This window comes from Nonomuraea sp. NPDC048892 (assembly GCF_040649735.1).
GTDB classification, from domain to species: domain Bacteria; phylum Actinomycetota; class Actinomycetes; order Streptosporangiales; family Streptosporangiaceae; genus Nonomuraea; species Nonomuraea maheshkhaliensis.
Map to the genome: position 1 here is coordinate 184,895 of NZ_JBEZFZ010000009.1, position 25,842 is coordinate 210,736.

Sequence of the window (25,842 nt, forward strand, 5' to 3'; positions counted from 1 at the left end):
CCTCACCCCAGCATCCTGATCGTGGTGGGCGCGACGAAGTTCGGCTGCTCCAGCTCGACGCCCGACAGGAACGTACGCTGCTCGTTGTCGGCCAGCGGGAACACGTCCGTCCGCTCGACCAGCGCGGCCTCGGCCTGCTGCCACAGGTCGCACGTCGTCTCCGGCGTGGCGGTGGCGGCCTTCTTGGCCAGGGCCTCGTACTCGGGGTTGTCGACGAACATGAAGTTGTTGCCGCCCTTGTCCGGGGTCGCCCCGGCGAAGAACGTGGTCACCGTCACCGGCCCGCCGGGCGCGATCTGCACGAAGCCGGTGTCCCAGTCGAAGGTCTGGAACAGCTGCTCCGACCAGGCGTTGGCGTCGTTCGCCGAGAGCTTGGTGGTGACCCCGAGCTTGTCCCAGGTCTGCTGGACGAGCTCGGCGGCGGGGGCGTGCGTGCCCGTGGCCGCGTCGTAGATGAACTTCACGGTCAGCGGCTTGCCGTCCTTCTCCCGTTTGCCGCCCGCGCCGAGCCGCCAGCCGGCCTGGTCGAGCAGGGATCCGGCCTTGGCCAGGTCGGTGGCGGGAAGCGTCCACTTCGGGCCGCCGGCCACGCACAGGAGCGGGTTCTTGACCACCAGCGACTTGGAGTCCATCGCGGAGCCGTCGCTCACCACGTCGCCGATCGCCTTGCGGTCGAGCGCCGTGACGAGGGCCTGGCGGACGAGCGGATCCGAGGTGGGGCGCTCGGCGCGCTCGTTGAACAGCATCTCGCCGACCGGGTTGCGCACGCCGACCGAGCCGAGTTTGGCGCCGTCGAGGCGCTTGCGGTCGGTGCCGAGGACGACGGCCGCGTTGATCTCGCCGGAGAGCAGCAGGTTGGCCGCGGTGCTCTCGTCGGTGACCACGCGGATCTCCAGGCTGTCCGGCAGGCCCTTGGTCTCGCTGGTGACGCCCTTCGGGCCCCAGGCGTAGTCCTTGCGCTTGGTGTAGGAGTAGGTGGAGCCGGGGGTCGAGCCGCCCAGGGTGTACAGGCCGGTGCCGTCGGTCGTGGTCTTGAGCTTCGCCGGGTCGGCCAGGCCCGCCCCGCACACCATCTCGACCGTCCCCGTGTTGGCGAGCAGGAAGGGGTCGTTCTCCTTGGTGGTGACGGTGAGCGTGTTGCCCTCCGCCTTGGCCGAGACGCCCTTGTGGATCTGGGAGCCGTAGTAGAAGGTCGCGTGCTTGGGGTCGGCGTGGTAGTTGATGTTGTCGGCCGCCGTCTGCGCGGTGAACGGCTTGCCGTCGGAGCAGGTGACGCCGTCGTGCAGGGTATAGGTGATCTTCTTCTCGCCCAGCTCCCAGCGGGTGGCCAGCCAGGGCTCGAACTTCCCGTCGGGGGTGGAGTAGACGAGCGACTCGTACGCGTACCCCACCATCTCGCGGGCCGCGAGTGAGACGCCGGTCAGCGGGTCGAGGTGGCCGGGGTCGGCGGAGATCGCCTTGACGAAGACGCCGCCGGAGACGTACGTCCCGGCCCCCGTCTGCCCGGCCGGAGCGGCGGAACCGCCGCTCTGCGCGGAGCCGCACGCCGTCAGGCCGGTTGCGGCCAGGATGACGGCGACTGTCGCGGACGCCTTGCCGTGTCTGCTCATGTCGGTTCCTTTCGTCCGATGTGGGCCACCGGCCCCGCGGCCTTGACCGCGACCTTGAGCGTGGGCTGCGTCACGTACGTCACCGGCGTCTCCAGCACGTCGATGACCTCGACGCGGGCGGGGTCGGCCCCCGCCTGCACGGCCTTGTCGATCGCCGCCCTGCTGGCCTCCTCGATGGCGGCCACGCGGTCGGCGACCGCGCACAGCCGGTCCGCCCGGCCGCCGGCCAGGGCGATGGCGGCGCCGACCGCGTTCGCGACCGCGCCGCGCTCCGGCCTGACGACCTCGCTGGCGCCGAGGACCCGGTCGGGGACGAGGAACTCGCCGCCGCCGACCACCACCAGCGGCAGCCCGGTACGGCCGAGCGACATGCGCTCGACGGCCGACTCGATCCGGTCGTGCGCGACGGCCAGCGCCTCCGCGAGCCCCTTGCGTACCGGGCGGTCCAGCGGCGGCAGCTCCCTGCCCGCCACGACCGCGCCGGCCGTGGCCGCCGCGTCGGTGAGGGTCGGGGTGGAGCCGCCGAACAGCAGCGCCTCCTCCGCGATGCGGTAGCCGACCGAGTCGGTGCCCGGCGTGCCCGCGGCCACGTCCACGATGGTGCCGCCGCCGACGCCGAGGCTGAGGATGTCCGGCATGCGGAAGTTCGTCCGTACGCCGCCGACCTCGCGGGGCAGCGTCGACTCCCGGGGGAAGCGGCCGACCAGGACACCGAGGTCGCTGGTGGTGCCGCCGACGTCGATGACGATGGCGTCGTCCGCGCCGGACAGGGCGGCGGCGCCGCGGATCGAGTTCGCGGGGCCGGAGCCGATCGTCAGCACGGGGTAGCGGGCGGCGTACTCGACGGCCATGAACGTGCCGTCGTTCTGCGCGAAGAACGTGGCCGCGTCCAGCCCGTGCTCGACGACGACGGTCGTGAGCGCGGAGGTGATGTCGCGCGCAACCGCGTAGAGCGCGGCGTTGAGCACGGTCGCGTTCTCGCGTTCCAGCAGGCCCAGTGCCCCGATCTCGCTGCTGAGGGAGATCGGCACGTCCACGCCTACGTGGTCCTGGACGAGCGCCTCCACCTCCAGCTCCTGCTCGGGGAAGGACGGGCTGAAGATGCCGCACACGGCGACCGCGTCGAAGCGGCCCTCCAGCTCGTCGAGCAGCCGGCGGACGGCGTCGCGGTCCAGCTCGGCGATGGGGTAGCCGTCCACGAGGTGCCCGCCGCCGGCCAGCACGTACCCGGCCAGGACCGCCTGGCGCAGGTCGGCCGGCCAGCCGGCGAGCGGCGGGTGGACGGTGGAGGCCGGCGCCCCGAGCCGGATCACGGCGACCCGGCCCAGGTCGCGGCGGCGCACGATCGCGTTGGTGGCGTGCGTCGTGCCGAGCATCACGCGGGAGACCGCGTCCCGGTCGGGGCCGAGCTGGTCCAGCACGGAGGCCAGGCTCGACCTGATGCCGCCGGTGACGTCGCCGGTGGTGGGGCTCTTGGTCCAGGCGATGACCTCGCCCGACGGGGAGATCACTACGGCGTCGGTGTTGGTGCCGCCGACGTCGATGCCGACGGACAGGTCGGTGCGGGCGTTCATCGGCGTCCTCCGTCGAACGGGACGTAGTCGAGGTCGTATCCGAAGGCCCTGGGGCCGGTCAGCTCCAGCCCTCGCTCGGTCCGCCACAGCGGGTCGCACGCCCACGCCAGCACGCTGACCCGCTGGCCGAAGCGGAGCAGCTCGGTGGAGATCGCCTCGCCGGTCTCGGAGTCGACCACGGTGATGAGGTCGGGGACGCTGGCGACGACGACGCCGTCCTCGATGATCACCAGGTTCTCGTTCTGGATCTCGACCCGGGCGAGGCGGCCGCGGTCGGAGCCGATGCCCTCGACGGTCACCGACCCGCGGGTGAAGCCGCCCTCGGTGTTGCGCTCGACGTCGATCACCTTGCCGGAGACGACGACCGTGGCGGCCAGCTCGGCGGCCAGCTCGGAGACGGGCTCGGACGCGGCGAGCAGGCGGCGGCCGACCTGGACGGCGCGGCTCACCGTGCCCTCGATGACGGCGCCGGGGGCGGTCTTGGCGGTGAGCACGTAGTGGGCGCCGAGCGAGATCGCGCCGCTGGCCACGGTGATGGCGCGGGCGTGGCGCTCCAGCCAGGCGAGGTTGATCGTACGCAGCACCGAGACGTTGCCGATGGTGTCGGCCATGACGGCGAACTCGCTCGGCAGCCCGGCCACGTTCATCGAGATCATCGTGCCCTGGGGGAAGGCGCGGCCCATGCCGTCCGCGTCGAGGACCTTGAGCCCCATCCCCGCGGCCCAGCCCACGGGGGCCACACCGTTGCTGCCGCCGATCTCGGCCGCCATCACCGCCGTCATCGGGCGGCCCGTGATCCGCTCGACCTCGCGGACGATCGTCTCCGTCTGGCCCTCGGCGGGCAGCATCTCGATGCCGACGGACGGCGCCCCGATCGCCGACAGCACGATCACGGCGTCGTCCTCGGTGAGCTCGCCGACGGTGACGACGGGCACCGGGCCGTGCTTCTCGATCGCCGACTCGACGGCCAGCTGCTCGGTCTGGACGGCGCCGCCGCCGCCCGTGCCGAAGACGGCGGCGCCGGCCGCGAGGGCGGCGACGTCGGCCGCGGCGATCTCGCGCAGGCGCGCCGGCGTGGTGGTCCCGGCGGTCGCGGCGGTCGATCTCGGAGACGCGGCGGTCGAGCGCGGGGACGCGGTCGCGGCGGGCGGGTGCGCGGAGGTGGTCGTGGCGGCGGGCGGGTGCACGGGCGCGCCGCCGCCTCCGGTAGGCAGGTCCTGGTCGGGCATGTCTTGAGGCTAGGGAGCCGGGTCAAACCCAACAATGTGCCGAGCACCCAGAGAAACACGCCAGACTGTGCTCATGGAACAAGCCAGGCTGGCGGACATCGTCGCCCAGGGCGAGCGCATGGGCATCCGGTGCGTCGCGGGCGATCCCGAGGGCGTCGCGGTGTCGGGCGTGCAGATCGTGGCCAAGGACGACCTGCGGCAGGCTTCGCCGGGCCGGCTGGTGATCGTGGCCATGCCTCATGGGGCGGTGCCGCGGCCGTACCAGGTGGACATCGCGATCAGGCACGCGATCGGCGCGCGCTGCGCCGGCATCGTGTTCGCCGGCGACTTCCCGATCGCCGAGACCGCCCGCGCGCTCGCCGAGCGCGGCGGGCTGCCGGTGCTGATGAGCGCGGTGACGCCGTCCGAGCTCGCGGTGCTGCTCGACCGCGCGATCCGCGGCGGCGCCGAGGAGGCGCTGTCCAGGGCCGAGTACGCCATCGCACGGGCCACGGCGGCGGCAGGAGACGCCCCTGGACGGCCGATGGAGGCCGTGCTCGACGAGGTCGGCGCGGCGCTCGGCGCCCGGCTCACCCTCGTCGAGGACCCGGGCGTGCCGTGGTCGGAGCCGCACGCCGTCTGCGTGGGCGAGGTGCCGGTCGGGCGCCTGGTCGCCGACCACGACGACGCGTCCGTCACGGTGGCGCTCCCGGTGATCGCCGCGATGCTCTCCCGCATCCTGCAACGGCAGCTCCAGGCCAGGTTCGGGCCGGTACGCTCGCGCGCCGACCTGATCGTCGAGCTCGTCTTCGCCGAGTCGGCGCGCATCGACCGGCTCGCCGTCGAGGCCACCCGCGCCGGGCTGCCGGTGTCGCTCTCCCACGCGGTCGCCTGGCTCATCCCCACCCACCGCCACGATCCCGAGCAGCGCCCGCCCGCCGTGCTCGCGTCCTCCGTCGAGCTGCACGCGCTGCAACTCGTGGACCGGCGCGACGAGGTGTGGCACCTGGCCACCTTCCACGACGACATCGTCATGGTGGCCTCGGAGGAGGCCGGCGCCGCCGACCACCAGCGGCGGCTGCGCGACGTCATGGAGGCCGTGGCCGCCCACGCCCGCTCGGTCGCGGGCGAGGAGTGGGCGTTCACCGTGGGGCTCGGCACGCCGCAGAGCGGCGCGGCCGGGCTGCGGCAGTCGGCGACGGAGGCGCACATCGCCGCCGACGCGGCCGTCGCCGGCGGCCGGGCGGGCGGGATCGAGGTCACCGACGTCACCGGGCTGCGCCGGGTGCTGCTCGACTTCTACGCCTCGCCGCTGAGCCGGTCGCTGCTGGACGACATCCTGGCCCCTCTCGACGCGCTCGGGCCTGAGCGCGCGACCATCGCCATGCGCACGCTGGTCGCCTACCTGGGTCATCGCAACTCGCTGGCGCGGGCGGGTGCGGAGCTCAACCTGCACGCGAACGCGGTCAACTACCGCGTCAGGCGGATCGAGCAGACGCTCGGCCTCGACCTCAACGAGCCGGACGTGCGCTTCTCCGTCGAACTGGCCTGCCGGGTCCGTCTCGCCGCCTCGGGCCGCTGACCCGGCTTGTCACGTTCGGGCCGCTGACCGGCTCGCCGCGTTCGAGACGCCGGCCCGGCGGCTCGTCGCGTTCGGGACGCCGACCCGGCTCGGCGCGAGTTCGCCGGCTCTGTTCACGCTTCCCTCATTCGCCTGGTAGAGGTTGAGACCCATGCACGGACACACTGCGCGCGACCCCGAGACCGAACGTTCCCGCCGCTGGCTGCTGAACCGGGCGCTGCTGCTCGGCGGCGCCGCCGCGGTGGCGGCCATGACCGGCTGCTCCCCGAGCTCGCCCGGCGGCGCCCCGGCCAGCGCCGCCCGCTCCTCCGGCGCGCCTCCCCCAGGCGGGGCCGCGCCGAGGCCCGGCGAGCTCTCCTACGACGACTTCGTCGGCGTCACCACCGACGGCAAGGTGGTCGAGGACCTGTACGCGATCCACTCCACGGGTGTGTCGACCGCCGCCCTCGTCAAGGCGGCCAAGGCGTTCCTCAAGGGCCTGCCAGCGGCGCAGCGACGGGAGACGCTGTACGACGTACGCGCCGACGAGTGGCTGACCTGGAGCAACCTCGACGGCTTCGACCGCAAGGGCGTCCGCATGGGCGACCTGACCAAGGCCCAGCGCGCCAAGGGCTACGCGGTGCTGGAGGCGGCACTCTCCGCCGAGGGGCTCACCCAGACCCGCAACATCATGAAGCTCAACGCGTTCCTGGGCGAGCAGGCCGGCGGCGGCAGGGAGACCCTCACCGAGGGCCACTACTTCTTCACGGTCATGGGCACGCCGTCCGCCACGCAGCCATGGGGCTTCCAGTTCGAGGGCCACCACCTGGCCGTCAACTGCTTCGTGCTCAAGGACCAGGTGGTCATGACGCCGACGTTCATGGGCTCGGAGCCGACGTCGGCCACGTACCGGGGCGAGCGGATCACCGTGTTCACCAGGGAGACCGAGGCCGGGCTCGCGCTGCTGCACGCGCTCACCCCGGAGCAGCGCGCCGAGGTGATCTCCACGACGGAGGTGAAGCGCGGAGCCAACATGAAGGCGGGGGCGGGCGCCGACAACCTCCGGCTCCCCTACGCGGGCCTGGCCGCCTCCCGGTTCACCCCTGAACAGCGGGACACCCTGCTCGACCTGGTCCGCGTCTACGTCGGCTACCTGGACGAGGGGCACGCGGCCGTACGGATGAAGGAGGTCGAGGAGCACCTGGACCAGACGTACTTCTGCTGGCTCGGCGAGACCGGCGACGACTCCGCGTTCTACTACCGCGTGCACAGCCCCGTCGTGCTCATCGAGTACGACGCCCAGGCCCCCATCGCGTACGGCGACGACCGCGGCCCCGGCGGGGAGCCGACCCGGCAGCACATCCACACGGTCGTCCGCACCCCCAACGGCAACGACTACGGCGCCGACCTGCTCCGGCTGCACCTGGAGACCGACCACGGCTCCTAGAGTGGAGGCGAGGAGGGGGTTGCCGTGGACGTCGCCGAGCTGGGCTCGTTCCTGAAGTCACGCAGAGACCGGCTGGCCCCGGAGTCGGTCGGTCTGCCGCCCGGCACCCGGCGGCGGGTGCCGGGCCTGCGCCGCGACGAGGTGGCGCGGCTGGCCAGCCTGTCCGCCGACTACTACACCGAGCTGGAGCAGGGTCGCGGGCAGATCCCGTCCGAGCCGGTCCTGCACGCGCTCTCCCGTGCCCTGCGCCTCGGCCCCGACGAGACCGACCACCTGTTCCACCTGGCGGGGCGGCCCGCACCGTACGCGGCCCGGCCCCCGCACCTGCAGTCCGCACTGCGCCAGCTCATGGAGCGCCTGGAGGACACCCCCGCCATGGTGATCACCGACCTGCACGAGGTGGTGGTCCAGAACCACGCCGCGCAGGTCCTCGTCGGCCCGCAGGCGGGGCTGACCGGGGTGCGGGCGAGTTTCCTGCACCACTGGTTCACCGTCCCGGCGACCCGTGATCTCTATCCTCCCGAGGACCACGCGTACCACTCCAGGCTGCTCGTCTCCGACGTCCGCGCCGCGGTCGCCCGCCGCGGCCCCGCCGACCGGGCGAGCGGCGAGCTGGTCCGCCATCTGCTGGCCACGAGCGAGGAGTTCGCCGGGTTGTGGCGGGCGCGGGAGGTCGGGGCGCGGCACGAGGAGTACAAGCGCATCGTCAACCCGGCGCTCGGCGTGCTCAAGGTCACCTGCAACAGCATCGTCACGGCCGACGCCGCGCAGCGGCTGCTCTGGTTCGTCCCCGACGATCCGCAGGCTGTGCCCGCCCTGCACGCCCTCGACCCGGCCGACGTGTGGCGCGCCACCCCGGGCCCGGCCTTCGGCCTCCTCGGAAGCTGGGGTTGAGCACCCCAGGCTGAGGGCGTTCCCCGGTCCCCCTCCAGGGGCAGTCTGGGAGAGGCGGCGCGCGGGGGCCCTGCCTTTCTTCCACCAGGAGCTTCCGCGATGGGACCATCCGCCACATCCACGGCAGCCGAGGAGGAAACCGTCATGCGCGCAGCGCTCGCCACCGGGGTGAACGCCCCGCTGTCACTCACCGAACGCGACGTCCCCGAGCCGGGGCCGGGCGAGGTGCTGATCAAGATCACCGCCTGTGGTGTCTGCTACACCGACCTCAGCCTCGTACAGGGACATTTCCCGTTCGCCCGCTTCCCGATCGTCCCGGGCCACGAGATCACCGGCACGGTCGCCGCGCTCGGCGCCGGCGTCCCCGGCCTGTCCGTGGGCGACGCGGTCGGGGCGCAATTCCTGTACGACTCGTGCGGTCACTGCGACTACTGCGTGTCCGGCGAGCAGATCCTGTGCCCGTCCAAGCGCATCACCGGCATCGTCACCGACGGCGGGTACGCCGAGTACGGCCTGTTCAAGGGCGGCTACGTGACCCCACTGCCACCCGAGCTCGACCCGGTGGCGGCGGCGCCGCTGCTGTGCGCGGGGCTGACCGCGTTCAACGGCCTGCGCAGGGCCGGGGCGACGCCGGGTTCGCGGGTGGCGGTCATCGGCGCCGGCGGCGTCGGCGAGCTCGCCGTACGCTACGCCGTCGCGATGGGCGCCCGCGTCGCGGTGATCGGCCGCCGGGCCGACGGCGCGGCGATCGCCAAGGAGCTCGGCGCGGACCTGTACGTCGCCACCCGCGACACCGACCCGGCCGAGGCGCTCAAGGCGTGGGGCGGCGGCGCGGACGTCATACTCAACTCCGCCCCTTCCACCGAGGCCGCCGCCGCGACCCTCGGAGGGCTCGCCCCCGACGGCACGCTCGTGCTCTGCGGCTACGACGCCGCACCGCTCACCCTTCCCGTTCAGCCCATGGTGCTCAACCGGCTGCGGGTCATGGCCTCACCGTCGGGCTCTCCGCACGACACACGCGACACGCTGGCCTTCTCGGCACGGCACGGCATCCTGCCCCGCGTCACGCCCATCACCCTCGACCAGGCCCCGGAGACTTTGGCCGCCATGGCGGCCGGCTCCTCGGGCGGCGGCCGCCGCGTCATCTCGTTCGGCTGACGTACCGCGCGGTCACCGGGCGGTGTCGGGGGGAAGTGGTGCGCGGTGGTCGGCGCGCAGGCCGTCGAGGGAGATGCGCAGCAGCCTGTTCCACATCTGCGGGCGGCACTCGTCGGTGATCTGGACGGCGTGGCCCAGCGAGACCAGCAGGAGCAGCAGGTCATCAGTGGTCACGCCGGGGCGCAGCAGGCCCATGGCGCCGGCGCGGGCGCACAGGTGCTCGATGACGAGGCGAAGCTGGTGGATGCCCTCCAGATCGGGGTCGGCCCAGGTCAGCGCGAAGTTCTCCATGATCGCGCGGTGGCGGGCGTAGCCGGTCAGGGCCTGCTGGTAGAAGGTGGTCAGTGCCGCCCAGGGGTCCCCGGCCTCGATCGCCGCCTGGCGTGCTGATTCCGCCCATTTCGCGAAGTCCCTGCGCAGGACCGTGTGAACGAGATCTTCCTTCTTCGGGAAATGCCGGTAGAGGGTGCCCATGCCCACCCCGCTGCGGCGGGCGATCTCGCGTACGTCCACCGCGACGCCCTGCTCGGCCAGCACTTCGGCGGCGGCCTCGACGATCGCTTCCCGGTTACGGATCGCGTCCACGCGCGGCGGGCGGCGCCGGGCGGTGTTCTCCGGTTCAGCCACTGCCATAGGGCCGAGCCTACCTTCTTATCCGGAGCGCATGCTCCGCCTTGTGCTACTTTGAGGAGCAAGTGCTCCGGATAGCAGAAGGGGATGCCATGTCCGACTCGTCCACGACCACCGCAGCCGAGGCTCCCGGCAACTGGAATGACCGGATCATCGCCGAGTTCCGAGCGAACGCCGGGTACGTGTCCTGGAGCAGCGAAGAGGACTTCGCCGCAGGCCGGCCCATCCCGCCCCGGATTCCCGGGTTCGACGAGCGGGGCATGCCGCTCATCCTGGTGCACCACACCGGGGCCAAGACCGGGCGCGAGCGGATCAGCCCGCTGTTCTACCAGCCGGTCGGCGACGGCTGGGCCATCTTCGGCACCCACGGCGGCAGTCCGCATCATCCGGTCTGGTACCACAACCTCATGGCGAATGCGCAGGCCACCGTCGAGGTGGGCACGGAGAGGGTGCCGGTCGTGGCCCGGCTCGCCGAGGGCGCGGAGCGCGAGCGGCTCTGGGCGCAGGAGGTGGCGCTCGTCCCGAAGTTCGCCGAGTTCGAGGCGGTCGCCGGCAGGCAGATCCCGGTCGTCGTGCTGGAGCGGGTTCACACCCCGCCCCTCCCCGAGCGCTGACTCCACGGCCTGCCAGGTTCGGCAACAGCGGTCGGCCGGCATCAGGCTCATCCGGAATCGGCGACCCGGTCACGCCTGAGCTCTTTGCTACTCACCATCACTCTGAATTCTTGTGGGGGAAGAATAGATTCCCGTTTACCGACGACGCCGTGTGCCGGAAGGCCGGCGGGGAAATTAACAGCTGGAGACGCCCCCCGTTTTTTTGGTGAATTCATCGGGAGGCATCACATGAAAAGTGACACTTTCACTGCTTCGTCGGCTCCATTGCAGCTCGACGCCGGTGAGTCGAGCGAATTCATGGACATCGAGACGTCCAACGCGGACCAGACGGCACTGATACGAGTGACGACCTTCTCTGCCGACGGCCGCAAGGATGGCGGCAGGCCGCCGCTGATCCGTCTCAAGGCCGACGCGGGACCTACGGTGGAGGTCAAGGAATTCCCCGAGGAACAAGAGGTCATCGGCGCCGAGAACCGTATTGCGGGCTCGGCGACGTGGATGCGGAAGAACTCCGGCGTGTACCTCGTACGCGTCACACTCGCCCGCCCGGAAAGCAGTTGGCGCATTCAGATCGTCAACGACGGTCCGGATGACCGTATGTTCCACTTCATGAGCTTCGGAGACGCCAGGATTCGGGGTGAGGGCGACTGGCCGGACTTCGACCTTCGCTACTGCGGCTCCTTCCCGTGCGCGTGCACACGCCACGATGGAAGTACCACGAGAGCCTGCACCTCATGCGGACACAGCAGCGAGGTCGCATGAGGCTCTGAGGTGCCCCGAACCTTCCGGACTCGGACCCAGGTCAAGGCCGTCGCGATGTCGGGCGATGGACGTTCGCCGGCTCGATGAGGCAGGTGTTGAAGGCACCCCGGGGTGCACATGACGAACGCGGCCCCTGATGATCGTTGGTTGTCCACGCCAGTCGATCAAGAACAGGGGCCGCGTTCGCGTGCCGTCATCCCCGATCGAGGTGCTCTCGCGGCCACTTGGAGCACCTCACCGTCGCCAGCCGCCTGCCCGCCGAGCCGCTCGATCCGCCCACGCTTGGCCGCCAGCACCCTGGGACGACTGTTCGCCCGCCCGGACGGCCACCCCGCCGACGGACTCCGACTCCTCGGTTTCACCACACGAGAAACGCATCGGCCCCGGTCGGGGAGTCGAACGCCTATGGATGAGATTTGAATCGAGCGGGCTTGAGGATCGCCGGCGGCCATGTCATAGAGTGGAGAGAGCGAACGGTAATCCGGCTGGTCAATTCACTTGTCCGGCAGCCGACCGCCGTTCAACCGTCGTTTATGCGCGCGCAAAATCCTCACCCTTTCCGGAGCAGTCGCCCGTACCAAGGTGGACATCGCCTTTCGAGAGAGGAGAAGCGCATGACACGCATGACACGCATGGCTCGCCGCACCCGATCGATCATTCTCGGAGCCGCCCTCGTCGCCGGGACGGCGCTCTGTCCGATCGCAGCCCACCCGTCGGCCGGCCCGATCGCGGAGACAGATGCCGCACCAGCGGTGATGGAGCCGCCGGACGACGGCCGCTCCTGGTATCAGAAGGGTCACGCCACCGGGCTTTCCGAAGGTTACCAAGAAGGGGAAGTCCGCGCCCGGGAACACTGCTCGGATGTCATGGGCTGGCCGAATTGGCCGCCGGACGCCTACGGCGTCGGATATGCCGATGGCTACATGCTCGGATGGGGAAGAGGACTTGAGGACGGGATGGCGAAATACTGCCGGCCCGCATAGGCCGTCGAGCGGCTGACGAAACGGCCCTGCCACTGCCAGGCCCCGAGAGTGGTTGACCGCGCCCAGCGTCATTTGGACCATTCGGCTGGACCGGCACCACATCACCGCCGTCCGATTCGCGCCGCCCTTCGCTTCACATCGCCGCCGCCGCTGCGCGTCACGCGAGGTTACGCCACCTGCGAACCTCACCCGCATCACCTCGTGGCGGGTGATTGAGTGCTGGCATGAACGTACTCATTCTTGGCGGGACGGCTTGGCTGGGGCGCGAGGTGGCGCGGCAGGCGGCCGGGCGTGGTCACGCGGTGACGTGCCTGGCGCGCGGCGAGAGCGGCCCCGTGGCCGACGGCACGACGCTGGTGGCGGCGGACCGGCGGGCCGCGGACGCGTATGAGCAGGTGCGGCGTCAAGACTGGGACGCGGTCGTGGAGGTGTCGTGGCAGCCGGGCCAGGTACGCGGCGCCTTGGCGGCCCTCGGCGAGCGGGCGAAGCACTGGGTCTACGTGTCCTCCGTCAACGCCTATGCCGATCACGGGGTGCCCGGCGCCGACGAGTCGTCGCCGTTGCTTGAGCCGGCCGACGTAGACGAGGCCGACAGGGAGCTCTACGGGGAGGCGAAGGTCGCCTGCGAGCGGGCTTCGGCCGAGGCGCTGGGCGACCGGCTGCTCATCGCGCGGGCCGGCCTGATCGGCGGGCCCGGCGACCACAGCGGGCGCTCCGGCTACTGGGTGGCGCGGGCCGCCCGTGACCCGCACGCGCCACTGCTCGTGCCCGGCTCCTCCGGCATTTCCACCCAGGTGATCGACGCACGCGACCTGGCCGCCTGGTTGCTCGACTGCGCCGAGACCGGCACCACCGGCACGTACAACACGGTCGGGCCGCAGGTGCCGTTCGGCGAGTGGATCGAGCTGTGCCGCACCATCGGGGGCCACACCGGGCCGGTGGTCACCGCCGATTCGGCGTGGCTGCTTGAGCAGGGGGTCGCCGAGTACATGGGGCCTGAGTCGCTGCCGATGTGGCTGGTCGAGCCCGGCTGGGAGGGCTGGTCGTCCCGTTCCGGCCAGGCCGCCCTGTCCGCCGGCCTGCGCCACCGCCCCCGGGCCGACCTGCTCACGGACCTGCTGGCGTGGGAGCGCGAGCAGGGGCTCGACCGGGAGCGGCGGGCGGGGCTCAGCGCGGGGCGGGAGCGGGAGTTGCTCGCCCTCCTCGGCGGTGGGCGCTGATAACCGGGAAGGAGTGCTCGCTTCTTCGGCAGTGGGCGCTGAGCACGCGGGAAGGAGTGCTCACTCTCCTCGGCGGGGCGCTCTGACGAGCGGGAAGCCCGAGGTCGTCTGAGCAGGTCAGCGTCATGCTGGGCGCTGTTTCTCGCGTGCCGCTGGGGGCAGTGGCGAGGTCGAGGAGGTGCCTGTGACTGCAGCCGACCATGCGGAAACCCGCAGCCACCTACAGCCGCGTGCTTGCCGGCTACACGGTGACTTGGCGCTTTGCGGTGACCCGGCGCATCGCGGTGACTGGTGGCAGCACGGTGATTCGGGGCAGCTTGGTGGTTACGGGCGATGCCGTGACTCCGCGCTATGCCGTCGGCCTGTGCGACGCCGTGACCTCGTGCGACGCCATTACCTCGTGCGACGCTGGCAATGCCCTGCGCGATACCGCCGTCATGGCGGGTGGGACGGTCCGGGGGATGTGTGGGGGCGGCGGATGGCCCAGCGGAGGGTGTTGTGAGGCTGCCTGAGCCGCGTGGGCCGCTCACGTCGTTGCTGTTCGAGCGGCTGGCCCATCCGCCGGAGCCGTACCCGTACCGGGTGAATGGGCGAACGGCGGGTGCGCAGTTCGGCACTGGGAACGCGCAGGACGGGCGGCCGGGTCAGGCGCGGTTCACGGAGCAGCACTCGCGGCCGCCGCACGGGCACCTCAGCGACCGGCGCTCGGCCGACGGGCGGGGGTCGCATGCGTACGCGCACCTCGCCGGGTGGCACGGGGCGGAAGGGTGGCCGTCGCCGTTGCAGGTCGCCGATGGTGGTCTGGCGGATGATGACTTCCAGTTGGCCCTGTTCGCCTGTTACGAGCTGCACTACCAGGGCTTCGAGGATGTGGACGACCGCTGGGAGTGGCACCCGTGGCTGCTGGCCGCGCGGGCCGTGCTGGAGGAGCGGCTGGAGGAGGCGCTGGCTCGGGCCGTGCCCCGGCCGCCGCTCGACAGGCCGGAAGGGGTGCGGCGGGCGCTCAACGAGCTGACCGCCGCCGACGAAGGACCTTCCCTGTCCACGTTCCTGGCCCGTCAGGCCGATCGTGAGCAGTTCCGGGAGTTCGTCGTCCATCGGTCGATCTACCACCTGAAGGAGGCCGACCCGCACACCTGGGCGATCCCGCGCCTGCGGGGCGCGGCGAAGGCGGCGCTGGTGGAGATCCAGGCCGACGAGTACGGCGGCGGCCGGCCGGAACGCATGCACTCCGAGCTGTTCCGCGCCACCATGCGCGGCCTCGGCTTGGACGACTCCTACGGCGCCTACCTCGGGCGGGTACCGGGCGTCACGCTGGCCATCTCGAACGCCATGTCCCTGTTCGGCCTGCACCGTCGCCTGCGCGGCGCGCTGGCCGGGCACCTGGCCGCGCTGGAGATGACCTCCTCCCTGCCGAACCGCCGCTACGCGACCGGCCTGCGCAGGCTCGGCGGCGACGACGCCGCTGCCCGCTTCTACGACGAGCACGTGCAGGCCGACGCCGTGCACGAGCAGATCGCCGCCCATGACCTGTGCGCGAACCTGGCCGCCGACGAACCCGCGCTCGCGGAGGACATCCTGTACGGCGCTGCCTGTGCCCTGGAGCTGGAACGCCTGTGGGCCGGGCACGTTCTCGACCGGTGGGAGCGGGGAGTCAGCTCTCTGGTCGAGGTACCGGCTGAGAAGGTGCCTGCGCGAGAGGGGTGCGATGCCGCCTCAAAACGGTGACGCCGCGATGAACCGCGATGGCGTGGCTGGGAACGACGATGGCGCGGCGATGGATCACGAGGGCGCGGTGATGGGCAACGATGACGCCACACCGCACTCGAGCGCAGGCTCAGGCTTGGACTCGGGCTCAGGGTCAGGCTCGGAGTTGAATCCGGGGCCGGGCACGGAGGCGGGTTCCGGCAGGGGGACGGTGACGGGTTCCGGGGGAAGGGCGGAGGCGGGGGCCGGGGTGGGGGTGGTGACGGTGACGACGTGTGAGGATGGGCCGTTGCTGGTGCGGGGGGCGTTCGAGCTGGTGACTCAGGACGGTGAGTCCATTCCGGCCGGGCGGGCGACGGTCGCGTTGTGCCGGTGCGGGTTGTCGTCGGTCAAGCCGTTCTGCGACGGGTCGCACAAGGCGGCGGGGTTCAAGGCGGCGAGCGAGCCCGACCTGCCGGCCTGACCCGGTGACCGGCCCTCCCGACCCGGACGGTCCACCTCCTGCCGGTCCATCTTCCGGGCCGACTGTGTGTGCAGGTCGCGGCGGAGCCTGCGTACGGAGTGGGCCGCGCGGTGCAGTCTTCGGCCCGCGTACGGCACCCCGCCGCGCAAACAGGCGGCCAGGGCGAGCCAGCTGCAGGTTGCCCGTTCCAGCACCCAGATCGGGGCGCACAACGCGGCCGTGGCGGGGAAGATCCGGCTGCCCCCGGCTCGGCGACGGCCGACCTCGGCCAGGCCTACGGTCAAGGCGGCGCCGGCGGCCAGTGCGGTGTACTTGCGGCGTAGCAAACACGCGGCCACGGCGGGCAGCACGGAGAGGAACAGCGCCATGCGAACGGGCTGGGCCAGGTCGTCGTAGGCCTGCCGGACCCGTTGGTCCCAGAAGCGGGCGGCGTCGGGAGGCAGGCGGCGCACGTACAGGTCGAGCGGGCGGATCTCCCTGCCGCCGTGGGCCCTGACGGTGCGGATGAGCTCGAGGTTCTCGAAGAGGACGTCGCCGTCGTACCCGCCGCCCATCCGCTCGGCGAAGGAGCGGCGCAGGCCGAACGTCCCGGGGTAGTCGGCGCCGAGGCTGCGGTTGAGCAGCGTTCGGGCGGTGTCCCAGAGGGCGTGCCAGGGCAGGTGGGTGAAGTGGTTCTGGGGGCGGACGAGGTCGGCGCCGGCGAGGAGGGAGTCCATCCTGGCGAGGGTGTGCCGGTCGTACCTTACGTCGTCGTCGGCGATGATCACGTGCTCGGCGCGGGCCAGGCGCAGGCCGGTGATGACGCCGTTGACCTTGCCGTTGGCGAAGCGGAGGTCGGGAGCGGGGCGTACGTGCTCGGCGAGGCCGCGCCAGGCGGCGGCGTGCCGTTCGAACAGCGGCGTGGCGGAGCCGTCGACGACGATGATCCGCACGTGCCGGCTGAGGAACCGGAGGTAGGCGGTCAGCTCCGCGAGGCCGGAGTCGTCCTCCCAGCGCAGCGGCAGCACGTAGTCCAGATCGCGGTTCGAAGCACGGTCCGAATCGGAGTCCGAATCGGAGTCCGAAGCGCGGTCCACATCGCCGCGCCTGCCCGCCTGGGGTGGCGCTAAACGGCTGGCTGTAACCGGGGTTCTGGACCGGCCCGTTTCTGGTGACGGTGTCCGGACATGCCGGTGGATGGTGAGGTCCGAATACCGCTGGCTCGACGTCGTGGGCGGCTGCGATGCTGCTCGCCGGCGACGTTGACACCTGCGGAAGGACCTGATCGTGACCTCCTCCTCTTCGATCGACCACGCGGCCCGGTTCCGGGCGCTGCACCACGGTGCGGTCCTCGTGCTGCCCAATGCCTGGGACGCGGCCTCGGCCGCCCTCGTCGAGGCCGCGGGAGCTCAGGCGATCGCGACGACGAGCGCCGGCGTCTCGTGGGCGAACGGCGCCCCCGACGGCTCCGGGCTGGGGCGGGAGGCGATGGCCGGCGCGGTCGCGCGGATCGTGGCGGCGGTGCGCGTTCCAGTCACCGCGGACATCGAGGGCGGGTACGGCGACGTCGCCGCCACCGTGCGCGCGGTGATCCAGGCCGGCGCGGTGGGCGTCAACCTGGAGGACTCCCCCGGATCTCCCCTGCTTCCTGCCGCCGAACAGGCCGCGCGCATCGCCGCCGCCCGGGCCGCCGCCGACGCGGAGGGGGTCGACCTGTTCGTGAACGCCCGCACCGATGTCTACTTGGCGGGTGTCCCGGGGGATCAGGTGGCCGAGGTGGAGGAGCGGGCGCGGGTCTACGCCGAGGCGGGGGCGGACGGGCTGTTCGTGCCCGGGCTGCTCGATCTGGACGTCATCGCCCGTCTGGCCAAGGGGCCGCTGCCGCTGAACGTGATGGCCGGCCCGGGAGCGCCGCCGGTGGCCGAGCTGGCGGCGGCCGGGGTGGCCAGGGTGAGCGTGGGCTCGGCCATCGCCCAGTCCGCGTACGCGGTCGCCGCGCGGGCCGCGGCCGAATTGCTGGGGGACGGCACGTATGGCACGCTCGCGGACGGCCTCACCTACGGCACGCTGAACGACACCCTGCGCTGACCGGCCGACCCCACCACCCACCACGCCGAACGGCGCCGCGCGGCGAGCCGGTCGGCCCCCGCGCGCCACGCCCCCCGGCTTTTGCGGGGGGTTGATCGGGGGCACGACCCCTCCGGAGGGCTGCGAGCTGGAGGTTCGATGCGTCTCGACACGCTGTTCGTCAACGGCCGGTTCACCACCCTGGACCCCGACCGGCCGTACGCCACCCGCCTAGGCGTGTTCGGCGGCCGGGTCGCCGGGCTGGACGACGAGCTCGACGGCGTGGGCGCGGACGTGGTCGTGGATCTGGGCGGGGCGCCGGTGGTGCCGGGGTTCAACGACGCCCATCACCATCTGAGCCTGCGCGGCCAGCGGATGCGTGAGCTGGACCTGCGCGTGTCCACCCTGGACGAGTTGTACGCGCGCGTGGCCGAGCGGGCCGCCACGCTGCCGGAGGGCGCATGGGTGCGGGGCGGCGGCTACGACCAGTACAAGCTGGGCGCCCACCCCGACCGCGAGGCCCTGGACCGGGCGGCGGGCGGGCGGCCGGTCTGGGTGCAGCACACCTCGTGCCACATGGGCGTGGCGAGTTCGGCGGCGTTCGCGCTCATGGGGTTCCCCGGGCTGGAGGACGTGCCGGACGTGCCGGGCGGTTCGGTGAGCCGCGACGAGCGCGGGCTGCCGGACGGGCTGCTGGCCGAGCAGGCTCAGGAGCTGGCTCTGCGGCTGCTGCGGCCGCTGGCGCACGAGGAGTTCGTGGCGGGCATCGGGCTGGCCTCCAAGGCCGCCGCCGCCGAGGGCCTGACCAGCTTCACCGAGCCCGGCGTCGGCGTGGGCCTGGCGGGCAACGGACCCTGGGACATCGCGGACTTTCAGGACGCCGTGCGGCGCGGCCTGCTCCTGCAGCGAGCCACGCTCATGCCGGGCTCGGCCAACCTGCACGCCGTGGAGGCCAGGTTCGGGCTGGATCTGGGCGTACGCACCGGCCTCGGCGACGAGTGGCTGCGGATCGGCCCGGTGAAGCTGTTCTCGGACGGCTCCATGATCGGCAGGACGGCCGCCATGTGCCACGACTACGAGGGCGAGCCGGGCAACCGGGGCTACCTCCAGGAGGAGGAGACGGCGCTGCGTACGTTCATCCTGCACGCCCACGACTCGGGCTGGCAGGTGGCCACGCACGCCATCGGCGACGCGGCCATGGACGTGGTGCTCGACGCCTACGCCGAGGCCCAGGCGCGACATCCGCGCCCCGACGCCCGGCACCGGATCGAGCACTGCGGCCTGACCACCGACGCGCAGGTGGCCAGAATCGCCGAGCTCGGCGTCATCCCGGTCCCGCAGGGCCGGTTCGTGACGGAGCTCGGTGACGGGATGCTGGCGGCGCTCGGCCGCGAACGGATCCGCGGCTGCTACCGGCAGCGCTCGTTCCTGGAGGCGGGGATCGTGCTGCCGGGCAGCTCCGACTGCCCCGTGGTCGAGGGCGCGCCGCTGCTCGGCATCCACGACCTGGTCAACCAGACGACCGCGGCCGGGGCGCCGTTCAACCCGGACGAGGCGCTGACGGCGGAGCAGGCGCTGCGGGCGTACACGACGGGTTCGGCGTACGCGGTGCGCGAGGAAGGCCGCAAGGGCACGCTGGCCCGCGGCATGCTGGCGGACTTCGCGGTGCTCTCCGACGACCTGCTCGCGACCGATCCCGGGCGGATCGGGGAGATCGTGGTGATCGCCACGGTCGTGGGCGGCCGGCTGGTGCATGACCTGCGGTGACGGCGGTAGTGTCGGACCCGGCCTGGGCGGCGAACCTGGAGGATCTACGCGAATGGGGCTGGACATCGTCAGTCGGCCGTCCGACTCGCCGTACATCGACCGGGTCTGGCGCAGCCGCAGTGACGACGTCAGCCGGATGACGGCGGTGGCGGCGGCGAGCTGGGACCTGGTCTTCTGGGAACGGCACGGCGAGGTCAGCGCGGCCGTCGTCGGCCCGGAGACCGCGGCGAGCCCGGCTCCGGTGCCGGAGGAGGCCACGTTCTTCGGGATCACGTTCGCGGTCGGCACGATCATGCCGCATCTTCCGGCCGGGCGGCTGGTGAACTCCGCGGCGGAGCTCGCCGGCACCACGCGCCGGTCGTTCCACCTGAAGGGGTCGGCCTGGCACCTGCCCGGTTACGACGACGCCGAGGCGTTCGTACGGCGGCTGGTGCGCGAGGAGATCCTGGTTCGCGACCCGCTGGTGGCGGCGGTGCACCGCGCGGGATCGCCGGAGGTGTCTCGGGTGTCGGAGCGCACCGTGCAGCGGCGCTTCCTGGCGGCGACCGGGCTCACGCGTGGCGCGGCCCGCCAGATCGACCGGGCCAGGCGGGCGGCGGTGCTGATCCAGGCGGGCGTGCCGGCCCACGACGTGGTGCACCGGCTCGGGTACTTCGACCAGCCGCATCTGGCCCGCTCGCTGACCCGTTTCGTCGGCCGTACGGCGACGGAGCTGAGCCGCGGCGAGGGGTTCCCGGCCGAGCCGCTGTCACTCCTGTACGCGACCTGAGCTCTGCGGGTACGTAGCGGAGCCCTCCGACCTCGGCTGCCCCGACCGCGGCCTGGGCTCCGGATCGGCTGCCGTACGCGACCCGAGTCCCCGTCGGACAGACGGAAGGCCGCCTTCCCGCGGGCGAAGCGGGGAGGCGGCCTTCCGGGCTCCCGTGGCCTAGGCGGTGGTGGTGGCGACCTCCTGCTTGGGCGCCGGTCCCGTCCCCGGCTCCGGTTCCGCGATGTCGAGGCTGTCGCGGAGCTGGGCGGGCTTGAGGAAGATCGCGGCGATGAGCCCGACGACGGCGATGGCCGCCGAGACGAGGAAGATGTGCCCCGTGGCGTCCCCGTACGCGGCGCGGACGATCTCCCTGACGGGCTCGGGCAGGGCCGCGATGTTCAGGCTGCCGCCGGCCGCCGCGCTGTCCCCCGTGACCGGGATGCCGGCCTTGGCCAGGCCCTCGGTGATGTTGGTCGCGACCTGGCCGGCCAGGATGGCGCCGAGCACCGAGACACCGACGGTGCCGCCGAGCGAGCGGAAGAAGGTGACCGCGCCGCTGGCCGCGCCGATCTCGCGCAGCGGGACCGTGTTCTGGATGACCAGGACGAGGTTCTGCATGGACATGCCGACGCCGACGCCCACCGCGAGCATGTACGCCGAGACCAGCACAAGCGGCGTCTGGTGGTCGAGGGTGGCCAGACCGGCGAAGCCCGCCAGCAGGACGATCAGACCGGCCAGGATGTACGGCTTCGTCTTGCCGCTCTTGGAGACCATCCGGCCGCTGATGGTCGAGGAGAACAGCACGCCGACCATCATGGGGATCGTCAGCAGGCCGGCGGTGGTGGGCCCGTACCCGCGGCCGATCTGGAAGTACTGACCGAGGAAGACCGAGCCGCCGAACATGGCCATGCCGACCGCGAGGCTGGCCAGGATGGCCAGCGCGGGGGTGCGGCGCCGGATGACGTGCAGCGGCACGACCGGCTCCTTGACCACGGACTCGACGAAGACGGCCGCGACCAGCAGCAGCGCGCCGCCGCCCGCCATCGCCGCGGTCTGCCAGGACAGCCAGTCGAAGGAGTTGCCGACGAACGTGACCCAGATGAGCAGCACGCTCACGCCCAGAGCGATGAGGGTCGCGCCCCAGTAGTCGATGCTCACGTCGGAGCGGCGCACGGTCGGCATGTTCAGGGTCTTGGCCAGCATCGCGAAGGCGGCGACGGTGAACGGCACGGCGATGAAGAAGCACCAGCGCCAGCCGAGCCAGGAGGTGTCGGCGATGAGACCGCCGATCAGCGGCCCGCCGACTGTGGCCACGGCCATGACGGCGCCGAGGTAGCCGTTGTAGCGGCCGCGTTCCTTGGGCGAGATCATGGCGGCGATCACGACCTGGGTGAGGATCTGCAGCGCGCCCATGCCAAGGCCCTGGATGGCTCTGAAGGCGATGAGCTGGCCGGTGTTCTGGGCGAAGCCGCAGGCCAGCGAGCTGACCATGAAGATGACGATGGCGATCTGGAGCAGCAGCTTCTTGTTGAAAAGGTCGGCGAGCTTGCCCCAGATGGGCGTTGAGGCGGTCGAGGCCAGCAGGGATGCGGTGACGACCCAGGTGTACTGCGACTGGTTGCCCTCCAGGGCGCCGATGATCTGCGGCAGCGCGACCGAGACGATGGTGGCGCTGATCATGGCGACGAACAGGACGAGTAGCAGGCCGCTGAGGGCTTCGAGGATCTGGCGGTGGGTCATCGGCTCCGCCGCCGCGGACGGCGCTGCCGGCTGGGCACTCACACGCAACCTCCGATCAAGGGGGAAATGGATGCAACCTGGACACCATACATGCTCATGTGGCAACTTTGCGCATTGAGCATTTATTCCCCTTGGGTAAGCTTGGACACATCATGGGCATGACAGCAGGGCTGCGCGAACGCAAGAAGGCCGCGACCAGACAGGCGGTGCACGAGGCCGCGCTGCGGCTCACCGTCGAGCACGGCCTCGACAACGTCACCGTCGAGGCCATCGCCGACGCCGCCAACATCTCCCGCCGTACGTTCTCCAACTACTTCGACGGCAAGGAGGACGCGCTGCTGTACGGCGAGGCGCAGCGCCTCGGCACGCTGGTCCGGCGGGTACGCGAGCAGCCGCCCGACCAGTCCGCCTGGCGGGCGCTGCGCGGCGCACTGGACAGCCTGTACGAGGAGAGCGGCGTCGCCGATCGCGCGCTGCACGTGCGCACCCGGCTGGCCATGAACCACCCCACGCTGCTGGCCCGGCAGCTGGCCTACCGGGTCCGGCTGGAGCAGGAGCTCAGCGCGGCGGTGGCCGGGCGGGAGCAGGCGGGCGACGCGGGGCCCGAGCTGCTCACCGCCGCGTTCCTGACCGCGCTGCGGGTCGCCGGGCAGTGGTGGTGCGCCGAGCGGGAGACCCGGTCGTTGCACCAGCTGAGCGTCCTCGCCCTGGACCAGATCGCCCAGCCGTTCACCTGACCCCTGGCCTCGCCGAACCGAGCCAGGCCGGACCAGCGGAGGGCGGAGGGCGGAGGGCGGATCTAGCGGGACGGCAGGGTGGTCAGGGTCTTTCTGCCGTCCGTCACGGTGATCCGGAAGTCGTCGGCGCCGGAGGCCAGGGCGAGTTCGTCGTCACCGTCGCCGTCGTAGTCGCCCGTCGCCAGCGGCCTGGATCCGGTCGTCGCGGCGAGCCGCTCGCCCTTACGCAGGCCGCCGGTGGCGCCCCAGAAGGTCAGGATCGTCCGGGACCCGCCACCCCAGGCGAGGTCGTCGCGGCCGTCGCCGTCGAAGTCGCCTGCCACCGCCGGGCCCGCGGTGCCCCTGAATGTGCCGGTGCGTCCGTCGCCGTAATAGACGGTCAGGGTTTCGGCGACGGAGGGCGGCTCGTTCTCGTAGCCGGGCTCGTCGTTGCGGCTGCCGTCGTCGCCGACGGCCACGTCTCTCAAGCCGTCGCCGTCGAAGTCGCCGAACGCGGCCGACATCCCCTTGTTGAGCCTGCGCCCCTGCTTGGCGAGCCCGCCGGACTCTGGGGTGAGCAGCCAGCCGGAGGTCTGCTCGCCGTCGTCGCCCTCGTACACGAGCAGGGCGGTGGCGTGGCCCGCGCCGATCCGGTCCACGCTCATCCGCCAGAACTCCGAGCCCGTCGGCGACGGCTGCACGCTCCGCCTGCGCGGGGCGCCGTCGCGGGCGAACGGGCCGTACAGGACGGCGAGATTCGTGTCGGAGCCGCCGGGCGCGGGCGGGCTGGACATGGCCACGTCGGCGGCGCCGTCGCCGTCGAAGTCGCCCGCGACGGCGCGGTAGTTGCCGACGTCGCTGGCCACGGGGATCGGCACCGGGGTCGGCGTCGCCGTGGCCACGATGCCGCGCGGCCCGCCCCAGAAGATGTGCGGGCCCATCCGGCGCTCGCTCTCGACGCCGCCCGGCCGGCCGTAGGCGAGGACGTCGCCGAAACCGTCGCCGTCGAGGTCGGCCCTGATGCCGTCGTCGATCAGCCAGGGGTAGAACGTCTCGGAGGTGATGAGCGTACGCCTGCGGGGGTCGAGGCCCTGGGGCGAGCCGTGGACGATGGACAGGTAGCGCCGGTCCTCGCGCGGCAGGTCGATCTGGACGACCAGGTCGGCGCGGCCGTCGCCGTCGATGTCGTCGGCGCGCCGCGCACCCGGTGAGGTGGGCGGCGCATCCGGGGAGACGGGCGGCGCGGACGTCGCCGGAGTGGAGGTGGCGGGCGCCGGAGTGGCCAGAGGGCGAGGTGTCGTCCCGGGACCGCAGGCGGTGACCAGCAAGGCCAGCACCGGCCAGATCATCACCTTACGCGGCACGACAACAGCCTAGCCGCCGCCCCGCCGCGTGCACGGGTACGCGGCGGAGCGCCGGGTCACCAGTCGCCGCGGTAGAGCTGGCCGCGGATCGCGCCGCCGGGGAACGCGGCGGTGTGCAGGTTCACGTACCAGTTCTTCGGGTTGTTCCAGATGCGGCGCGAGGTCGCGTCGTCGGTCTTCACGCTGCCGGCGATGCCGTTGACGCTGGGCGGCAGGCCCTTGTCGGCGGCGAAGAAGGGCACCACCACGGGCCCGTTCTTGCCCTTGGGAGCGCGGTGGATGTGCGCGCCGACCGGCGCCCCGATCCGCTTCCATGCGGAGGCGAACCACACCCGGTTGCCCTCCGGCTGCACCAGCCAGCCGGCGCGGCCGTTGTGGTCGCCGACCTTCATGCCGGGCGCGGGCACCTCCTGCCGGCCGTTGGCCTGCGTGGTGAGCGTCTTGCCGAAGCCGTGGGACAGCACGGACTCCAGCTCGACCGGTCGGATCCGGTACAGCTGGGCGCGTACGGCCCCGCCGGCGAACTCGGCGTTGTGCAGGTTGGCGTACCAGTTGCGCGGGTTGTTGAGGATGCGCGCCAGCAGGTTGCCGTCCTTGACGAGGACCGTGCCCTTGACGGCGTGCAGGGAGGCGGGCAGCGCCTGGCCGATGAACGGGATCCTGACGTCGCCGTTCTCACCGGCCTGACCCCGGTGGATGTGGAAGCCGCTGGGGGCGGACACCTTGTTCCAGCGGATGGCGTAGTCGACCCGGTGACCGTGGATCCGGAACACGGCGAGTGCGCTGCCGTCCGGATCGCCGACCTTGGTCCCCTGGGCGGGCACCTCGTTGTCGCCGTCGAGCGAGGCGGCCAGGTAGATGGGGGTGATGGCCTGCGCGGACACGGGGCTGAGCGCGGTCGCGATCAGTGCCGTGGCGGCGGTCAGGCCGGGAAGGACGAGGGTGCGCTTGGTCATGGTTACCCTTTCGGTGCTCTCTGGGCCTGGTACGGCTGCCTGGCTCGCCGGGTTCAACCGCCCCCTGTGACCGGGGCGGCTTCCCAGAGCGCCGGGAGGGGTGGCGCGTGCCGTTCATCAGGGCCGGAAGAGGGCTAGGCGGCACCGCGGCGGGCAGGGATCTGCGGTATGAACGTCCCGCTCGTGCTGGCCGTCGTCGCGCTCTTCGCCGGCGTCGTCGTGGCCCTCAGCCAGAAGGCGTGGCCCGTGGCCCTGCTGTGCGCCGCGCTGATCCTGGCGGCCCTGTCCGACGCCGGCGTGATCGCCGGTTGAACGCATCGGCCCGAGATCATTGATGGCCTCTGTAAACGATATCGATGGTTGCCCGGGTTGATCATTCTTTGAACCGGAGCGTTCGCATGCGGGTGGTTGCCGGCTTAGTCGTTGCCGGCTTAGTCGCCGGTGTGGCGCCTGCCGCACCATCGCCCAGCAGGAAGGCACCCGCCGTCGCCGCCGCCCCGGCCGCCACGCCCGCGCCGGAGGCGGTCAGCAGCCCCCGCCTGCTCACGCTCCCCACCGCGGCTCCCTTCGAAAGATCTTGACCCCATCCTGCCGCCGGGCAGGACCTCGGCGGGCCGGATTTCGTGATCGACGTCAGATCGGGCCCGACGTACGATGACGTGATCGTCGCG

The 25,842-nt window shown here is 72.0% G+C and carries 22 protein-coding genes and 1 pseudogene; 15 read left to right on the forward strand and 8 right to left on the reverse strand.

What is annotated here, in order from left to right; genetic code table 11:
* Positions 1 to 2 precede the first annotated feature (2 nt).
* Genes AB0C28_RS29095 through AB0C28_RS29105 form a run of 3 tightly spaced genes read right to left on the reverse strand, consistent with a single transcriptional unit; the run spans position 3 to position 4,413 of the window.
* Complete coding sequence (locus AB0C28_RS29095) at positions 3 to 1,610, reverse strand: ABC transporter substrate-binding protein (RefSeq protein ID WP_357835711.1); 1,608 nt, start codon at positions 1,608 to 1,610, stop codon at positions 3 to 5.
* Positions 1,607 to 3,184: a hydantoinase/oxoprolinase family protein gene (locus AB0C28_RS29100; RefSeq protein WP_357835714.1), complete on the reverse strand. Its 1,578-nt coding sequence runs from the start codon at positions 3,182 to 3,184 to the stop codon at positions 1,607 to 1,609. Before AB0C28_RS29100 ends, AB0C28_RS29095 begins: the two co-directional genes overlap by 4 nt.
* Positions 3,181 to 4,413: a DUF917 domain-containing protein gene (locus AB0C28_RS29105; RefSeq protein ID WP_358078875.1), complete on the reverse strand. Its 1,233-nt coding sequence runs from the start codon at positions 4,411 to 4,413 to the stop codon at positions 3,181 to 3,183. The genes AB0C28_RS29100 and AB0C28_RS29105 overlap by 4 nt, the downstream gene beginning before the upstream one ends.
* A 73-nt stretch (positions 4,414 to 4,486) precedes the next feature.
* On the opposite strand from AB0C28_RS29105, the gene AB0C28_RS29110 reads away from it, so the two are divergent.
* From AB0C28_RS29110 to AB0C28_RS29125, 4 genes are all read left to right on the forward strand, one after another.
* The gene (locus AB0C28_RS29110; RefSeq protein WP_358078878.1) at positions 4,487 to 5,974 is read left to right on the forward strand and encodes a helix-turn-helix domain-containing protein; all 1,488 of its coding nucleotides are present in this window, start codon (positions 4,487 to 4,489) and stop codon (positions 5,972 to 5,974) included.
* Positions 5,975 to 6,125: 151 nt separating this feature from the next.
* Positions 6,126 to 7,400 carry a DUF3500 domain-containing protein gene (locus AB0C28_RS29115; RefSeq protein WP_357835723.1) on the forward strand — a complete coding sequence of 425 codons (1,275 nt, stop codon included), beginning with the start codon at positions 6,126 to 6,128 and terminating at the stop codon, positions 7,398 to 7,400.
* Between the two features lie 24 nt (positions 7,401 to 7,424).
* Entirely contained in the window at positions 7,425 to 8,294 is an 870-nt protein-coding gene (locus AB0C28_RS29120; protein WP_357835725.1) for a helix-turn-helix transcriptional regulator, read from the forward strand.
* 144 nt (positions 8,295 to 8,438) lie between these two features.
* A complete protein-coding gene (locus tag AB0C28_RS29125; RefSeq protein ID WP_358078881.1) occupies positions 8,439 to 9,452 on the forward strand; it encodes an alcohol dehydrogenase catalytic domain-containing protein in 1,014 nt (337 codons plus the stop codon).
* Between the two features lie 12 nt (positions 9,453 to 9,464).
* Here the strand turns inward: AB0C28_RS29125 and AB0C28_RS29130 are convergent, their stop codons facing one another.
* On the reverse strand, positions 9,465 to 10,085 hold the full coding sequence (locus AB0C28_RS29130; RefSeq protein ID WP_357835731.1) for a helix-turn-helix domain-containing protein: 621 nt from the start codon (positions 10,083 to 10,085) through the stop codon (positions 9,465 to 9,467).
* Positions 10,086 to 10,174: 89 nt separating this feature from the next.
* On the opposite strand from AB0C28_RS29130, the gene AB0C28_RS29135 reads away from it, so the two are divergent.
* From AB0C28_RS29135 to AB0C28_RS29160, 6 genes and pseudogenes are all read left to right on the forward strand, one after another.
* Positions 10,175 to 10,696 carry a nitroreductase/quinone reductase family protein gene (locus AB0C28_RS29135; protein ID WP_357835734.1) on the forward strand — a complete coding sequence of 174 codons (522 nt, stop codon included), beginning with the start codon at positions 10,175 to 10,177 and terminating at the stop codon, positions 10,694 to 10,696.
* A 228-nt stretch (positions 10,697 to 10,924) separates the two neighbouring features.
* Positions 10,925 to 11,458, forward strand: coding sequence for a hypothetical protein (locus AB0C28_RS29140; protein ID WP_358078884.1), 534 nt, complete (start codon positions 10,925 to 10,927; stop codon positions 11,456 to 11,458).
* Positions 11,459 to 12,072: 614 nt separating this feature from the next.
* On the forward strand, positions 12,073 to 12,441 hold the full coding sequence (locus AB0C28_RS29145; RefSeq protein ID WP_358078887.1) for a hypothetical protein: 369 nt from the start codon (positions 12,073 to 12,075) through the stop codon (positions 12,439 to 12,441).
* Positions 12,442 to 12,665: 224 nt separating this feature from the next.
* On the forward strand, positions 12,666 to 13,661 hold the full coding sequence (locus tag AB0C28_RS29150) for an NAD-dependent epimerase/dehydratase family protein (RefSeq protein WP_358078890.1): 996 nt from the start codon (positions 12,666 to 12,668) through the stop codon (positions 13,659 to 13,661).
* A 498-nt stretch (positions 13,662 to 14,159) separates the two neighbouring features.
* Positions 14,160 to 15,389, forward strand: a complete 1,230-nt coding sequence (locus tag AB0C28_RS29155; RefSeq protein WP_358078893.1) for an iron-containing redox enzyme family protein — start codon at positions 14,160 to 14,162, stop codon at positions 15,387 to 15,389.
* Between the two features lie 70 nt (positions 15,390 to 15,459).
* Positions 15,460 to 15,726, forward strand: a pseudogene (locus tag AB0C28_RS29160) (hypothetical protein); the annotation flags it as partial.
* Here AB0C28_RS29160 and AB0C28_RS29165 read toward each other — a convergent pair.
* Positions 15,690 to 16,907, reverse strand: coding sequence for a glycosyltransferase family 2 protein (locus AB0C28_RS29165; protein ID WP_358078896.1), 1,218 nt, complete (start codon positions 16,905 to 16,907; stop codon positions 15,690 to 15,692). The pseudogene AB0C28_RS29160 and the gene AB0C28_RS29165 overlap by 37 nt on opposite strands.
* 190 nt (positions 16,908 to 17,097) lie before the next feature.
* On the opposite strand from AB0C28_RS29165, the gene AB0C28_RS29170 reads away from it, so the two are divergent.
* The 3 genes from AB0C28_RS29170 to AB0C28_RS29180 all read left to right on the forward strand — a co-directional run bounded on the left by AB0C28_RS29170 (position 17,098) and on the right by AB0C28_RS29180 (position 20,413).
* Positions 17,098 to 17,898: an isocitrate lyase/phosphoenolpyruvate mutase family protein gene (locus tag AB0C28_RS29170; protein ID WP_358078899.1), complete on the forward strand. Its 801-nt coding sequence runs from the start codon at positions 17,098 to 17,100 to the stop codon at positions 17,896 to 17,898.
* A 138-nt stretch (positions 17,899 to 18,036) separates the two neighbouring features.
* Entirely contained in the window at positions 18,037 to 19,644 is a 1,608-nt protein-coding gene (locus AB0C28_RS29175; RefSeq protein ID WP_358078903.1) for an amidohydrolase, read from the forward strand.
* Between the two features lie 52 nt (positions 19,645 to 19,696).
* A complete protein-coding gene (locus tag AB0C28_RS29180; RefSeq protein ID WP_357835758.1) occupies positions 19,697 to 20,413 on the forward strand; it encodes a helix-turn-helix domain-containing protein in 717 nt (238 codons plus the stop codon).
* 159 nt (positions 20,414 to 20,572) lie between these two features.
* Here the strand turns inward: AB0C28_RS29180 and AB0C28_RS29185 are convergent, their stop codons facing one another.
* The gene (locus tag AB0C28_RS29185; protein WP_357837980.1) at positions 20,573 to 22,135 is read right to left on the reverse strand and encodes an MDR family MFS transporter; all 1,563 of its coding nucleotides are present in this window, start codon (positions 22,133 to 22,135) and stop codon (positions 20,573 to 20,575) included.
* A 152-nt stretch (positions 22,136 to 22,287) separates the two neighbouring features.
* Here AB0C28_RS29185 and AB0C28_RS29190 point away from each other — a divergent pair, with 152 nt between their 5' ends.
* The gene (locus tag AB0C28_RS29190; protein ID WP_358078906.1) at positions 22,288 to 22,872 is read left to right on the forward strand and encodes a helix-turn-helix domain-containing protein; all 585 of its coding nucleotides are present in this window, start codon (positions 22,288 to 22,290) and stop codon (positions 22,870 to 22,872) included.
* Positions 22,873 to 22,934: 62 nt separating this feature from the next.
* On the opposite strand, the gene AB0C28_RS29195 is transcribed toward AB0C28_RS29190, so the two are convergent.
* Both AB0C28_RS29195 and AB0C28_RS29200 read right to left on the reverse strand, forming a co-directional pair.
* Entirely contained in the window at positions 22,935 to 24,215 is a 1,281-nt protein-coding gene (locus AB0C28_RS29195; protein ID WP_358078909.1) for an FG-GAP and VCBS repeat-containing protein, read from the reverse strand.
* A 56-nt stretch (positions 24,216 to 24,271) separates the two neighbouring features.
* Positions 24,272 to 25,171 (reverse strand): CHRD domain-containing protein, encoded by a 900-nt coding sequence (locus AB0C28_RS29200; protein WP_358078912.1) that lies wholly within the window; start codon positions 25,169 to 25,171, stop codon positions 24,272 to 24,274.
* A gap of 168 nt (positions 25,172 to 25,339) precedes the next feature.
* Here AB0C28_RS29200 and AB0C28_RS29205 point away from each other — a divergent pair, with 168 nt between their 5' ends.
* On the forward strand, positions 25,340 to 25,483 hold the full coding sequence (locus tag AB0C28_RS29205; RefSeq protein WP_181307945.1) for a hypothetical protein: 144 nt from the start codon (positions 25,340 to 25,342) through the stop codon (positions 25,481 to 25,483).
* The last annotated feature ends 359 nt before the right edge of the window (positions 25,484 to 25,842 follow it).